Origin of the sequence: Rahnella sp. CG8 (assembly GCF_023701875.1) — a bacterium.
Classification (GTDB): Bacteria; Pseudomonadota; Gammaproteobacteria; order Enterobacterales; family Enterobacteriaceae; genus Rahnella; species Rahnella aceris.
On the sequence record NZ_JABAED010000006.1, the window covers coordinates 146466 to 161070 of the forward strand.

At 52.6% G+C, this 14605-nt stretch carries 12 protein-coding genes; 6 read left to right on the forward strand and 6 right to left on the reverse strand.

Annotation, left to right across the window (positions count from 1 at the left end):
• The first annotated feature begins 211 nt into the window (after positions 1-211).
• Positions 212-1801, forward strand: coding sequence for a TerC family protein (locus HGO41_RS08005; protein ID WP_013575067.1), 1590 nt, complete (start codon positions 212-214; stop codon positions 1799-1801).
• A 78-nt stretch (positions 1802-1879) separates the two neighbouring features.
• Here HGO41_RS08005 and asmA read toward each other — a convergent pair whose 3' ends face one another.
• The 4 genes from asmA to apbC all read right to left on the reverse strand — a co-directional run bounded on the left by asmA (position 1880) and on the right by apbC (position 6293).
• Positions 1880-3730 (reverse strand): outer membrane assembly protein AsmA, encoded by a 1851-nt coding sequence (gene asmA / locus HGO41_RS08010; protein ID WP_112151815.1) that lies wholly within the window; start codon positions 3728-3730, stop codon positions 1880-1882.
• A 43-nt stretch (positions 3731-3773) separates the two neighbouring features.
• Positions 3774-4355, reverse strand: a complete 582-nt coding sequence (gene dcd, locus HGO41_RS08015; RefSeq protein WP_013575065.1) for a dCTP deaminase — start codon at positions 4353-4355, stop codon at positions 3774-3776.
• Positions 4356-4392: 37 nt separating this feature from the next.
• Positions 4393-5034, reverse strand: coding sequence for a uridine kinase (gene udk / locus HGO41_RS08020; RefSeq protein WP_013575064.1), 642 nt, complete (start codon positions 5032-5034; stop codon positions 4393-4395).
• Between the two features lie 146 nt (positions 5035-5180).
• On the reverse strand, positions 5181-6293 hold the full coding sequence (gene apbC, locus HGO41_RS08025) for an iron-sulfur cluster carrier protein ApbC (RefSeq protein WP_013575063.1): 1113 nt from the start codon (positions 6291-6293) through the stop codon (positions 5181-5183).
• On the opposite strand from apbC, the gene metG reads away from it, so the two are divergent.
• On the forward strand, positions 6287-8476 hold the full coding sequence (gene metG, locus HGO41_RS08030; protein ID WP_255347860.1) for a methionine--tRNA ligase: 2190 nt from the start codon (positions 6287-6289) through the stop codon (positions 8474-8476). The genes apbC and metG overlap by 7 nt on opposite strands.
• A 193-nt stretch (positions 8477-8669) precedes the next feature.
• Here the strand turns inward: metG and HGO41_RS08035 are convergent, their stop codons facing one another.
• The gene (locus HGO41_RS08035) at positions 8670-8942 is read right to left on the reverse strand and encodes a DUF1127 domain-containing protein (RefSeq protein ID WP_013575061.1); all 273 of its coding nucleotides are present in this window, start codon (positions 8940-8942) and stop codon (positions 8670-8672) included.
• Between the two features lie 168 nt (positions 8943-9110).
• Here HGO41_RS08035 and HGO41_RS08040 point away from each other — a divergent pair, with 168 nt between their 5' ends.
• Positions 9111-10529: an aminotransferase-like domain-containing protein gene (locus tag HGO41_RS08040; protein WP_250980942.1), complete on the forward strand. Its 1419-nt coding sequence runs from the start codon at positions 9111-9113 to the stop codon at positions 10527-10529.
• Positions 10530-10554: 25 nt separating this feature from the next.
• Positions 10555-11445 carry a LysR substrate-binding domain-containing protein gene (locus HGO41_RS08045; RefSeq protein WP_015689689.1) on the forward strand — a complete coding sequence of 297 codons (891 nt, stop codon included), beginning with the start codon at positions 10555-10557 and terminating at the stop codon, positions 11443-11445.
• A gap of 119 nt (positions 11446-11564) precedes the next feature.
• On the opposite strand, the gene HGO41_RS08050 is transcribed toward HGO41_RS08045, so the two are convergent.
• Positions 11565-11846 (reverse strand): CBU_0592 family membrane protein, encoded by a 282-nt coding sequence (locus HGO41_RS08050; protein WP_013575058.1) that lies wholly within the window; start codon positions 11844-11846, stop codon positions 11565-11567.
• A 219-nt stretch (positions 11847-12065) separates the two neighbouring features.
• On the opposite strand from HGO41_RS08050, the gene HGO41_RS08055 reads away from it, so the two are divergent.
• Together HGO41_RS08055 and HGO41_RS08060 are read left to right on the forward strand one after the other, a co-directional pair.
• The gene (locus HGO41_RS08055) at positions 12066-13649 is read left to right on the forward strand and encodes an ABC transporter substrate-binding protein (protein ID WP_013575057.1); all 1584 of its coding nucleotides are present in this window, start codon (positions 12066-12068) and stop codon (positions 13647-13649) included.
• The gene (locus HGO41_RS08060) at positions 13649-14596 is read left to right on the forward strand and encodes an ABC transporter permease (RefSeq protein WP_013575056.1); all 948 of its coding nucleotides are present in this window, start codon (positions 13649-13651) and stop codon (positions 14594-14596) included. The genes HGO41_RS08055 and HGO41_RS08060 overlap by 1 nt, the downstream gene beginning before the upstream one ends.
• Positions 14597-14605: the final 9 nt, after the last annotated feature.

Consider the following 14605-nt stretch of genomic DNA (forward strand, 5'->3'; position numbering starts at 1 on the left):
TAGGAATGTTATACCTGTTCGGTGATTTAATAATCGTAACTTGCTGCTTTCCAAATCAGTCCTGACGGCTTTTTATCACATCTCATCCTTCTTCCCCTGGGCCCCCTTGCCAGTTTGCCTAGACCGCTGTTTTAGATTTGAAATTTGGGGCGCTGGCGCCCATTATTCAACGTGCGACAATCGTCGTGTAACCAAAGGTGAAAAACGCAATATGGAATGGATCGCCGATCCCTCGATTTGGGCCGGGCTTGCGACCCTGGTAGTTCTCGAAATTGTCCTGGGGATAGACAATCTCATTTTCATTGCCATCCTGGCGGAAAAACTTCCGCGCCAGCAGCGTGACAAGGCTCGCGTCACCGGGCTTTTACTGGCCCTAGTCATGCGCTTACTTCTTCTGGCCTGCATTTCCTGGCTTTCGACACTGACCCGCCCTCTTATTGCCGTGCTCGGGCATCCGTTCAGCGCGCGCGATATGATTATGCTTGCGGGGGGGATATTCCTGTTGTTCAAAGCGACGATGGAGCTTAATGAACGACTCGAAGGCAAAGATGAAGAACAAAGCCATCAGCAGCGCGGTGCTAAATTCTGGCCGGTCGTTGCTCAGATTGTCGTGCTGGATGCGGTCTTTTCACTCGACTCGGTGATTACTGCAGTCGGGATGGTTGAGCATCTGGCCGTCATGATGGTGGCGGTGTGTATTGCTATCGGCCTGATGCTGTTAGCCAGTAAACCACTGACACGTTTCGTGAATGCGCATCCGACTATCGTCATCTTATGTCTCAGTTTCCTGCTGATGATCGGCTTTAGCCTGGTTGCCGAAGGTTTTGGCTATGTTATCCCGAAAGGGTATTTGTATGCCGCGATCGGTTTCTCGGTGATCATTGAAGGGCTGAATCAGCTGGCACAGTTTAACCGCAAACGCTTTTTATCCTCGCGCCGCTCTCTGCGTGAACGCACTGCAGAAACCGTATTGCGCGTCTTGCGTGGCAAACATGAAGAAGCCGAACTTGATGCTCACTCTTCAAACATGATTGCAGACAGCGCTGACGAAGAAGATGCGATTTTCAACCAGCAGGAGCGTCACATGATTGAACGCGTGCTGGGACTCGGGCAACGCACTGTCAGCAGCGTCATGACCTCCCGCCATGATGTAGACCATCTTGAACTTAATGACCCTGTCGACGTGCTGACGCAGCAAATCGCTGATAACCAACATACCCGTATGCTGGTCACCGAAGACAGCTCCACCGACGAACCGCTGGGCGTTGTGCACGTTGTCGACCTGCTCAAACAACAACTGCTGCAAAATGAACTGGATCTTAAGGCGCTGATCCGCCAGCCCCTGATTTTCCCGGAACAGCTTTCTCTGCTGATGGCCCTCGAACAATTCCGCCAGGCAAAAACGCATTTTGCTTTCGTGGTCGATGAATTTGGTTCTGTCGAAGGGATCGTGACCCTGACGGATGTGATGGAAACCATTGCCGGTAACCTGCCAGAGTCTGACGAAACGCCTGATGCACGGCATGATATCCAGCAGCAGGAGGATGGAAGCTGGATAGCCAACGGCTACATGCCGCTTGACGATCTGGTGATGTATATTTCCCTGCCGGTGGATGAAAAAAGGGAATATCACACGCTGGCCGGTCTGCTGATGGAATATACCCAAAGTATCCCGCAGGTGGGCGCACAGATACACATTAATGACTATCTGTTTGAGCCTTTAGAAGTCAGCAGTCACCGTATTTTAAAAGTGAAGATTACGCCACCTGATACCGCCTCTGAAGACGATTACGAAGTCTGACTCACTCCTGTAAACAAAACGGGGTGCCTGCGATGGCACCCCGTTTTGTTTATGCTCAGAATTGGCTTAGAAAAGAGATTATTTGTTGAGTAATTTCTCAACATCGCTTTTTTCTTTACTGTCCTTACGCTTGTCGACCCAGTTCTGAAGGGCGCTGCGAGCGCTTTGTTCAAACGTACGCCTCAGTATCTGGTCCACCTGCAGCTGATATCCCATCTGAGCCCAGGGTCCGTAAACCCGCAACGGGATGTCTGTCGTTTTCAGGGTATTGATCAGATTATTGTCACCTTTCCAGCCACCGGTAACGCGGATCAGCAGGTTCATATCCACCTTTTGATTCGACATATCGATTGTTCCGTCACCTTTCGCAGACACCATTGGCGACTGACCTTCAAGATTATTCAGCGTCAGAGTACCTCCGGCCAGATGTCCCTGCGCTTTCAGCGTATCGATCTGGCTATAGTGCTCATACTTTTCAAGCCCCTGAACATTACTGGTATTACGGCTGACCGCCTGCTGAATGAGTTGCTGAATATTAAGGCCATTCAGACGCGCGTTATCCATTGAAAGCTGCCCCTCGCCTTGCCATCGCCGTGCAAAATCAACGGCCGACAACCCTTCTCCGTTAACATTCCCTTGCATAGAGAAGCTCCCGGTAAGGACTTTCGGTAACCCGTAAGCTGTCAGTAAATCACCCAGTTCAATGCTGTCCACATCCGGTGTCAGATGGACCTGAATTTTATTCCCCGTGACATCCAGGGTGCCTGGCAGAGAAAAGCGCCCTGTTCCCAGGTTGCCGCTAAATGCCGGCAAGGAAACCTGGCCCTGATGATTGACCGCATTCAGGGCCAGGTTCTGGATTTTCATACCGCGATAAGTGAGATCAGCAACTTTCAGCGCCAGGGTGGCATTGAAGGTTTGCAAATCATTCAGCCCGTTTGGCTGTTCATCCACATCACGGGCGATAACGGGTGCTGACGTCACAGACTGCGCGGTTTGCGACGATTGTTCCTGCGTATCAGGCTGCCAGCCGGAAAGCGCATCAAGATCAAGCTTATCAGCGGTTAAATTGAGCTGATAATCCGCCAGTTCTCCCAGCTTCGCAGAGGCCGTGCCGGAGATCTGATTATCATTGGCCGACAGCGCCAGCTGGTTCAGCGTCAGCATATTGTTATCACGCTGATAGCTCACCTGCATGGAACCATTCCCCTGAAGGCCTTTCACCGGGATATCGGCACCATTGAGTTGATAAGTGAACTTGCTGATGCTGGCAGAGACAGCCTGCGGATAGTGCTGCATATCCAGGTCGGCTTTCATGGTGAACGACAGATCGCGCTGGTCGCGGTTTATGCGACTTGAAAGCTGGATACTAGCCTGACGGTTGTCATTCTTTTCCATTTCCAGATTGATATCACGCACGTTGATCTGCTCGTCATCACCGCGCTGCCAGATGAGTAAACTGTCAGCCACGCTGATTTTATCAATATCAAATTTCCAGCCCGCTTCAAGTTCGGATGCCCCTGGCGCAACAGGCGTTGGCGTAGAAGGTGCGACCGGCGCATTGGGCTGATTCTCTTCCGTTTCCGGCGTTAAACGAATGACGGCGTTTTTCAGCAGAACCTGCTTGACCGCGAGCTGATGAGAAATAAGAGGCCAGAGTTTGACATCCAGCCGCATGTTCTCAGCGCTGACAACCGGTGCCTTAGCCCCAGGCGCGGTCAGAGAAGTCTGTCCGGCAATGATGCTGAGCTGCGGCCAGACATGCCAGCGCAGGGAACCGTTGATAGCCAGTTGATAGCCGCTTTTCACCTCGACCCTCTCTACCATGTACTGGCGGAAATCGTTCGGGTTAATCAGGAATACCAGCGAAGTCATACCGGCAATGATAACCACCAGTAAAATCACCAGTGTTGTCAGGAGTCTTCTCATGCCTTCCTCACGTTTTTATCCGGAAAACGGATAAAAAACAGAATCAGTCTTTATCAATACGACTGGCAATAGCGCTTTGCTGGTCGCGGTATTTCGCGTCCTGACGGCTATTGTATGGCCGTGCAGCAGAACCGGATAACGGTTCAAAACTCAGCGCGCCAATCAACATTCCCGGGCGAAGCGCCAGCGGGAGCTTACCTGAATTATAAAACTCGAGAACAATACGCCCTTGCCAGCCCGGATCAATGCGGTGTGCGGTCACGTGCACCATCAGCCCGAGACGCGCCAGTGAAGAGCGTCCGTCCAGCCAGCCCACCAGATCGTCAGGAATGGTGACAGACTCAAAGGTCACCGCCAGTGCCAGTTCGCCCGGATGCAGGAAGAACGCCTCGCCTTCCGGCAACACAATCTCATCACTCATCACTTTATCGAGTGCAGCGCTGACTTCGTCTTTAGGGCCACTCAGATCGATATAACCCGCATTGTGCCCGAGGAAAACGCGAAATCCGTTACCCAGACGCACATCTACCGTTGCACCATTAATCCGTTCGACCGGAGGACGGGGTGAAATACCTAATTTGCCGCTGTCCAGCCAGGCCTCTATATCTCGGTCGCAAAGTCTCATCGTATCTCCGGTATGGTTTTAACGGATTGTTCCGCGATTAATTGAAGAACTGGCTGATTTTAGCCTTGAGGATATCAATCGCAATCCGGTTTTTGCCGCCGCGCGGCACAATGATGTCTGCGTATTGTTTTGAAGGCTCGATAAATTGCAGGAACATTGGACGAACCGTTTTCTGATACTGCGCCATCACAGAATCCATCGAACGACCACGTTCATTGACGTCACGCTTCATACGGCGCATCAGACAGATATCCAGCGGAGTATCGACGAAAATGGAGAAATTCATTTCGTCACGCAAACGTGCATCGGTCAGGAGCAGGATCCCTTCCAGGATAATCACTTTCTTCGGTTTAAGGGTCACCGTCTCAGGCAGACGGGTATGCTCAATAAAGCTGTAGCTTGGCAATTCAATCGCCTGACCAGACTTCATTGCCTGTAAATGCTGGAACAGCAAATTGTGGTCCATCGCACTGGGATGGTCGTAGTTGGTTTTGACCCGCTCTTCCATGGTCATGTGACTTTGGTCTTTATAGTAGCAATCTTCCGGGATCACCCCGATATGCTCATCACCGACCTGATCACGAAGTTCACGGTATAACGTACTGGCGATGAGGCTTTTTCCCGAAGCAGATGCGCCAGCGATACCCACGATGACACACTGATGGAATTTGTCAGACATAAAATTAAAGACCTGATTTGGAAGTTGGAAGGCAAGCACAGATATATGCTTTGAACGCGCCAATTATAAGTACAACACACTGCCCGATGCCAGCGTTAAGGCTGTGTAATCGCTGACATCAGGTAATAATTCACAGAGTTGGGGGATTAAACGGCTCTGAAGGCAATTTCTGTCGGGATGGCATCGCCTTTCCAGAACAGTTGTGACGCAATTTTTGCCGCCAGCTCACGGTAAATTGCCGTGAATTCACTTTCAGGATTGGAAACAACTGTTGGCTCACCACGATCTAAATCTTCACGCAACGAAATATGCAGCGGCAATTGCGCCAGTAAATCACAGCGGTATTTCTCAGCCAGACGTTGTGCGCCACCGGTACCGAAAATCGGTTCGTGATGCCCGCAGTTGCTGCACACATGCATACTCATGTTCTCTACAATCCCCAGAACCGGCACATGCACTTTTTCAAACATCACGATGCCTTTCATTGCATCGAGCAGCGCAATATCCTGCGGCGTCGTGACCACTAAGGCGGCGGTAACCGGGATGTTTTGCGACAACGTCAGTTGAATATCACCCGTACCCGGCGGCAGATCGATGACCAGATAATCCAGATCCGGCCACAGCGTATCCTGAAGCATCTGCATCAGCGCTTTACTGGCCATCGGCCCGCGCCACACCATGGCATTTTCATCCGTCACCAGATAGCCAATCGAGTTGGTCGCTAGGCCGTGTGCCATAATCGGCGACATGTGCACGCCGTCCGGCGAGGTCGGGCGTTCTTCCTCAGTGCCCAGCATATTCGGCACTGACGGGCCGTAAATATCGGCGTCCAGAATACCGACTTTGGCACCTTCTGCTGCCAGCGCCAGCGCCAGGTTCACCGCCGTGGTCGATTTCCCTACCCCGCCTTTACCCGAACTGACCGCCAGAATATTGCGCACACCTTTGATACCCGGCTGATCGTTTGCCCGTTTGATGGTGGCAATATCGTGGCGCAGATTCCACTGAATGGCCGAAGCGCCGGTCACCCGCAACAATTCGCTGCTGGTTTGTTCTTTTAATACATCAAAACCACTGTTCCAGGCGAACGGCAGGGTCAGATCAATATGTAAAACGTCATCCATTAACACGCAGTGATGCAACGCTTTCATCGCGGGCAAATCTTTTTGCAGTGTGGAATGGCGGAAGGTGGCCAGTACGCCGGTCACGAGTGCGCGCAGCCCTGCGGGTGTGGTCTGCTGTGGGGATTGAGATGTCATCCCGGCTCCTTGAAAGGGGGTTATCAGACTATTTATCTATCCATAAGCATAACAGAACACACGTAAGGAGATCCCCCGTTTGTTTACGCGGGGCGGCGCTTTCGGTTAACATCAATGCCCCTGATTTCAACTACAGAAAGCAAGCTCTTACTATGGCTCAAGTCGCGAAAAAAATTTTGGTAACCTGTGCACTTCCGTACGCCAACGGATCCATCCATCTCGGTCACATGCTCGAGCACATCCAGGCTGACGTCTGGGTCCGTTACCAGCGAATGCGCGGCAATGAAGTGCATTTCATCTGTGCGGACGATGCACACGGCACCCCGATCATGCTGAAAGCGCAGCAGCTCGGTATCAGGCCGGAAGAGATGATTGCCGAAATGAGCCAGGAGCATCAGAAAGATTTCGCCGGCTTCGGCATCAGCTACGACAACTATCACTCCACGCACAGCGACGAAAACCGTGAGCTGTCTGCGCTGATTTATGGTCGTCTGAAAGAAAACGGTTTTATCAAAAACCGCACCATTTCGCAGTTGTACGATCCTGAGAAAGGCATGTTCCTGCCAGACCGTTTCGTTAAAGGCACCTGCCCGAAATGTAAATCACCGGATCAGTACGGCGATAACTGTGAAGTGTGTGGCGCAACCTACAGCCCGACGGAACTGATTGACCCGAAATCTGTGGTCTCCGGTGCGACGCCGGTGTTGCGTGATTCCGAGCACTACTTCTTTGACTTACCTGAATTCAGCGCGATGTTGCAGGCGTGGACCCGTTCGGGCGCGTTGCAGGAACAAGTGGCAAACAAAATGCAGGAGTGGTTCGAGCATGGTCTGCAACAGTGGGATATCTCACGCGATGCGCCATACTTCGGCTTTGAAATTCCTGATGCGCCGGGCAAATATTTCTACGTCTGGCTGGACGCGCCAATCGGCTACATGGGTTCATTCAAAAACCTGTGCGACCGCCGCACTGACCTGAATTTTGACGAGTTCTGGAAAAAAGATTCCACCACCGAGCTGTATCACTTTATCGGTAAAGACATCGTTTATTTCCACAGCCTGTTCTGGCCTGCCATGCTGGAAGGCAGCGGTTTCCGCAAGCCGACCAACCTGTTTGTGCACGGTTATGTCACCGTCAACGGCGCAAAAATGTCCAAGTCGCGTGGCACGTTTATCAAAGCCAGCACTTATCTGAACCATCTGGATGCGGACTGCCTGCGTTATTACTACACCGCGAAACTGTCTTCACGCATCGACGATATCGACCTGAATCTGGAAGATTTCGTGCAGCGCGTTAACGCTGATATCGTGAACAAAGTGGTTAACCTGGCCTCACGTAATGCCGGTTTCATCGCCAAACGTTTTGACGGCAAACTGGCTGACACGCTGGCCGATGAAACGCTGTACAAAACCTTCACCGATGCCGCTGAAAGCATTGCTCAGGCGTATGACAGCCGTGAATCAGGCCGTGCAATCCGCGAAATCATGGCGCTGGCTGACCTGGCAAACCGTTATGTCGATGAACAGGCACCGTGGGTTGTCGCAAAACAGGAAGGCCGTGATGCCGACCTGCAGGCCATCTGCTCAATGGGCATCAACCTGTTCCGAGTACTGATGACCTATCTGAAGCCGGTTCTGCCTTCACTGTCAGAGCGCACAGAAGCCTTCCTGAATACCACACTGGACTGGGACGCGATTGCCCAACCATTGTTGTCGCATCAGGTAAATCCGTTCAAAGCGCTGTTTAACCGTATCGAACTGGATAAAGTCACCGCGATGGTTGATGCCTCGAAAGAAGACATCGCAGCCGCCAAAGTACCGGCAACCGGTCCGCTGGCCGATGACCCGATTCAGGAAACCATCACGTTTGATGATTTCGCCAAAGTGGATATGCGTATTGCCCTGATCAAGAGCGCTGATTTCGTGGAAGGTTCAGACAAACTGCTTCGTTTGCAACTGGATCTGGGCGGTGAAACCCGTCAGATTTTCTCCGGTATCCGCTCTGCGTATCCTGATCCGAAAGCACTGGAAGGCCGTCTGACCATCATGGTCGCTAACCTCGCACCGCGTAAAATGCGCTTCGGCATCTCTGAAGGGATGGTGATGGCGGCGGGCCCAGGCGGAAAAGACATCTTCCTGCTCAGCCCGGATTCCGGCGCACAGCCGGGTATGCAGGTGAAGTAAGAAAGCTTTGAGTGACGAAAAAGCCCGATAATTTGATCGGGCTTTTTTTTATACCTGAATAAAGCCAATACCCTATAGCTTTCGGGTGCCCGGAAGGCGGCAAGTGAGAAAGTCCCCGGTCACTTACATCAGTAAGTGACCGGGGCGCATGAGCGCAGCCAACGCATCTGGCGCACGAAAGATGACGGGTATTTCATTTAGGCCAGTTCGGCCAAATGGCTTTCGGATACTCTCTGTCGATATCCGATTTCGCCAGCCCGATATCTTTCAATTGATCAGCACTCAGCGAATGCAAAATCTTGCGGCTGACGCGGCGCTCATTCCAGCCATGCACGATAGCAAACAACTGTTTTATCCATCCGCTCTTTTTTTGCGGCATCTGTACTGCCCTATCCGCCCCCAAGATATCAGCACAAGCGCGTGTCTCACATCCGGCAAACTGCCGTTCTTCAATGATATTTTTCATATTCTGCTCCCGTTGACGACCTGACATCAGGATCTTACAAACAGTAAAAACATTACAGATTCAGTTTTTTTATATTTCGACCATACAGATCTGGATCTGATGACAGATTCAGCGTTAGATTGTGTCCATCTGTACTGCTTTCTTTGCGCAGGCGTTGAGGAAAAGATAATGAATCGTTACGAAAATCTGGCAAATGTCTTGAGTGACCGTATTGAGCAGGGGCTGTATCCGGCGGGTATCCGGCTGCCTTCGGTGCGGGTGTTAAGCAGTGAACATGGCGTCAGCGTCAGCACGGTTCAGCAGGCCTACCGCGTGCTGGAAGAAAAACAGCTGGTGGAGGCACGACCAAAATCAGGCTACTTTGTCAAAGATGCACGCTTGCAGGCAGCGCTTCCGGCGGTTTGCCGCCCGACGCAACGTCCGGTGGATATTTCCCAGTGGGATCAGGTACTCGAACTGATTACTTCCCCGCACCGTCCCGGCGTGGTGCAGCTCGGGCGGGGCTCGCCGGATGTCACGGCTGCCACGCTCAGGCCCCTCAGCCGCCTGATGGGGCGCGCCGGCCAGCATCAGAATCTCAACGCGTTTCATTACGACAGCATTTACGGCTCAGAAGAATTACGCGAACAGATCGCCCGTCTGATGATTGACAGCGGCAGCCATATGGATGCCAGCAATATTCTGATCACCACCGGTTGTCATGAAGCGCTGTCTATCGCCATCCGTTCGGTCTGCGAACACGGCGATATCGTGGCGGTGGATTCGCCGAGTTTTCACGGGGCGATGCAAACCCTGAAAGGTTTTGGCATGAAAGCGCTGGAAATCCCGACCGATCCGGTGACCGGGATCAGTCTGGAAGCGCTGGAAATGGCACTGGAACAGTGGCCGGTCAAAGCCATACAACTGACGCCCAACTGCAATAATCCGCTCGGTTACAACATGCCTGATGACCGTAAGAAAAGCCTGCTGCGTCTGGCGCAACGCTACGATATCGCCATTATCGAAGACGATGTTTATGGTGAACTGGCGTATCAGTATCCGCGCCCTGCCACCATTACCTCTTTCGATGAAGATGGCCGCGTATTGCTGTGCAGTTCGTTTTCCAAAACGCTGGCGCCCGGTTTACGCGTCGGCTGGATCGCGCCGGGTCGCTATCACGACCGTGCGCTGCACATGAAATACATCACCACCGGCGCCTCGGCTACGCTGCCACAAATCGCTATCGCGGATTTCATCAAACAGGGGCATTATCTGCAGCACATGCGCCGGATACGTAACCAGTACCAGCGCAATCTGTGCAACATGACTGACTGGGTGATGAAATATTTTCCGTGCGGCTCCCGGGTTAGCCGCCCCCAGGGCGGTTTTTTGCTGTGGATCGAACTTGATGAACGCGTGGATACACAGCGGCTGAACCGGCTGCTCGAAGAGCATTTAGTGCAAATTGCCATCGGTTCGATATTCTCTGCTTCTGGCAAATACCGCAATTGCCTGCGCATCAATTATGCACAGCCCCTGACAGCAAAAACTGAACGCGCCATCCAGCAGGTGGGCCTGACGATTTCTCAGATGCTGGAAAACTGCTAAACGTCCATCCGGAGACACTTTTACCGTGCAGATAGAACCGTTACCGCCACTGAACACGCTGGTGGCTTTTGAATGCGTGGCGCGTTATTGCAGTTTTTCCCGGGCAGCCGACGAGCTGAATCTTACCCAAAGCGCCATCAGCCGCCAGATCATTCAACTGGAGGAAATGCTCGGTTGTAAGCTTTTCCAGCGCGCCCAGCGTAAAACGACCCTGACGCCGCGCGGTGAAACCTATGCGCAACAAGTGCGTAAATTACTGGGCGATATTTCGCAATCCACGGCGGAAGTCATGGGCTGGAACGGTTTGCCGCAGGTCACGCTGGCCTGCACCAGCGCCATGAGCGGCCTGTGGCTTTCGTCGCGTCTTTCCTCGTTGCGCCAGTTGCTGCCCGACCTGCAAATCCGCATGAAGATTTCCGACAGCTTTTCAGATCTCAAGTCATCAGAATTTGATCTGGCTATCTTCTATCTGCGCGAGCCACCGCCCGGTTATCACGTACAGGCGCTGTTTGACGAAGTCTGTTATCCGATGTGCTCGCCGGCATTCCTCAGCCGTATGCCACCTGACGCCAGCGCCGCCGATTTACTTGAACAGACATTGCTTATTCAGGATGACCCGCAACGCGAATGGACCGGCTGGCGCGACTGGTTTGCGTCGCAGGACGTCAGCTTCGTCACGCCGCGCAGAACATGGCGGGCCAACAACTATCCGTTTCTGGTGCAGTCGGCGGTGCTGGGAGATGGGATTTTGCTGGGCTGGGAAGGACTGGTGCAGGATTACATCAATAACGGCCAACTGGTCGCCGCACATCCCGGCAAACTGGCTGCCGCCGGAAAATGCTACATGCTGACGCCGCAGGACCGGTTCCTCAAACCTGTGGTGCATAAAGTCATTAACTGGTTAAAACAGCCGTAAAGTGAATGAATTTGCCAGGCCGGATATCCGGTCTGGCAATGAATATTCAGCAGGATTGACGAGATCATGTTCACAGTGATTTATGAAAAATAATAATAATCCGACGTCATAATAAAATATTATGAATTGACATCGGCTGGCGGTATTTTGTTTTTCTCCAGATATCTGCGTTTTCTCGCAGAATTCATACCAATTAATGTGAATAACAGCCAGCATGACTGCGAAATACAGGATGCAAGGTTGAAATCATGACTTAACGAATACAGGCCAAACACGCCGCCGATTATATTAAGATAGGCGTAACTGTTAGCATCAACCGCTAGCCTGCGCATTTGAACCAGCGCATAAGCCAGAAGATAGCAAAACACGCCAATTAAACCGACAACCGTATGCAGTTCCACCGGTCACTTCCCTTTCCAGACGTTGATAGCTGAGAAAAATAAAGCTTTTCAGGGTGTTCTGCCGCGCATTTTTCGCATACCCTCATGATAAATTCTCATGCAAGTTCAACAGGGGGTTTTGATATAAATCATCAAGGCAATCCATTGCGCCAATTTAGAAACACCCGGGGTATTTCGCCTGCACCTATAAAATTCCAGCACGTACTATGGAGATAATTAATGAAAGATAATAATTCCCCTTTGACGAAATTAATGCAGGATGCACAACTTAGCCGTCGCGGCTTTATTACCAGCGTTTCCGCTGTGGGTATTACCAGTGCTATGGGCTTTTCACCATTCTCTGCTTTTGCTGCTGAGCCGAAAAAAGGCGGCATATTAAAACTGGGTATGTCAGGGGGAAATACCAGTGATACGCTGGACCCGACATTATTCAGCGACTGGGTGCCATTAAATCAGGCATATATGCTGATGAACGGCCTGATTGAAATTGATGAAAATAACAAAGCCACGCCTGAATTGTTCTCCGCCTGGGAAGCCAAACCCGGTGCCACCGAGTGGGTGTTTACCGTTCGTGATGGCGTCACCTTCCATAATGGTAAAAAACTGGATGCAGATGACATTCTTTATTCCATCAACCTGCATCGCGGCGACAAATCCAAAAGCGCCATCAAAACTCAACTGGCCCCGATTACCGGTCTGACCAAACAGGGCGACAACCAGATCCTGATCACGCTTGAAAGTGGCAACGCCGACCTGCCGTATCTGCTGGCGGATTACCATCTGGTGGTGGTACCCAACGGCTTTACCGACTGGTCGCATCCGATCGGTACCGGCGGTTTTATCTTTGATCAGTACGAACCGGGCGTGCGATCGCTGTTCAAGCGCAACCCGAACTACTGGAAGCCGGATCGCGCCTTTGTTGATGCCGTGGAAGTGCTGGTCATCAACGACCCGACCGCCCGCACCAATGCCCTGATTTCCGGCCAGGTTCACGCGATTAACCGTGTCGATTTCAAAACCGTCGATTTCCTTAAACGCAGCCCGGCACTGAACATTGTGCGTTCATCCGGCGGTCAGCATTTCACCTTCCTGATGGATTGCAGCGTCGCACCGTACAACAACAACGATGTGCGCATGGCAATTAAACACGGCATCGACCGTCAGAAAATCCTCGATACCGTGCTGCGCGGCTACGGTTCGCTGGGCAACGACCATCCGATCCCGAAGACAGACCGCTTCTTCAATCACAGCCTGGAACAGCGCGTTTACGATCCGGACAAATCGAAGTTCTACCTGAAAAAAGCCGGTCTGACGGATCTCAACATCGAACTGTCCTCCTCTGACGCCGCTTTTGCCGGTGCGCTCGACGCCGCCGCCCTGTTCCAGGGGCAAGCACAAAAAGGCGGTATTCAGGTCAACATCAAACGCCAGCCCGCCGACAGCTACTGGGACGATGTATGGATGAAAGCCCCGTTCAGCATGGGTTACTGGGGCGGACGTCCGACGGCTGACCAGATGTTCTCCACCGCTTATCAGTCGACTGCCAAATGGAACGACACCCACTGGAAAGATGAGAAGTTTGATGCCCTGCTGTTGCAGGCACGTTCCCTGCTTGATGAAGGCAAACGCGCTGAAATCTATGGTGAACTGCAAAGTATCGTGCGCGACGACGGCGGTGCAATGATCCCGCTGTTTGGCGATTATCTTGATGCAGCCAGCAAAAAAGTCGGCGGTATCAGGCCACATCCGATGTTCAACTTCATGGGTGGTCGTCTGGCCGAGCGCGTCTGGCTGGAGGCATGATGAAAAAACGGATTTTACAGCGGATCCTGTTAGGCATTATCACGCTGTGGCTGGTTTCTGTGCTGATTTTTATCGGCACGGAAATGCTGCCCGGCGACGTCGCGACGGCCATTTTAGGCCAGAGCGCCACGCCTGAAACCGTTGCCGCGTTGCGCCTGCAACTCGGGCTGGATGAACCGTCTGTGCTGCGCTATCTGCACTGGCTGGCGGGTATTATGCACGGCGACTTAGGGCATTCGCTGGCGAACGGTCGCGCCATCAGCGACGAACTGCTGCCGCGTCTGGCGAACACGTTGTTCCTCGCCGGGTATGCCGCGGTGATCGCTATTCCGCTGGCTGTCGGTTTGGGGATCGCATCAGCCATCTGGCGCGGTTCCGTTTTTGACCGGCTGGCAAATACCCTGACGCTCATCAGCATTTCGGTGCCGGAGTTTTTTGTCGGCTACATTCTGGTGATCGCCTTCGCCATTCGTCTGACCTGGTTCCCGAGTCTGGCAATGGTCGACAGCAGTTCGTCGTTCATCGACCGGCTTTACGTCTGCACCCTGCCGATGCTCACCCTGACGCTGGTGGTGCTGGCACACATGCTGCGCATGACGCGTGCCTCAGTCACTGCGGTGATGGCCAGCCCATATATCGAAAGCGCGGTGCTTAAAGGCATTCCGCGCTGGCGCATCGTGGTCGCGCACGCGCTGCCAAACGCCCTTGCACCGATCATCAACGTGGTGGCATTCAATCTGGCCTATCTGGTGGTCGGTGTGATCCTGGTGGAAGTGGTGTTTGTCTATCCGGGCATCGGGCAATACATGGTGGATGCGGTAACCAAGCGCGACCTGCCGGTGGTTCAGGCCTGTGGCCTGCTGTTTGGCGGCACTTACATTTTCCTCAACACCACCGCCGACTTACTGGCGATCTGGTGCAATCCACGCCTGCGCCATGCGCGCTAAAAGGGGGAC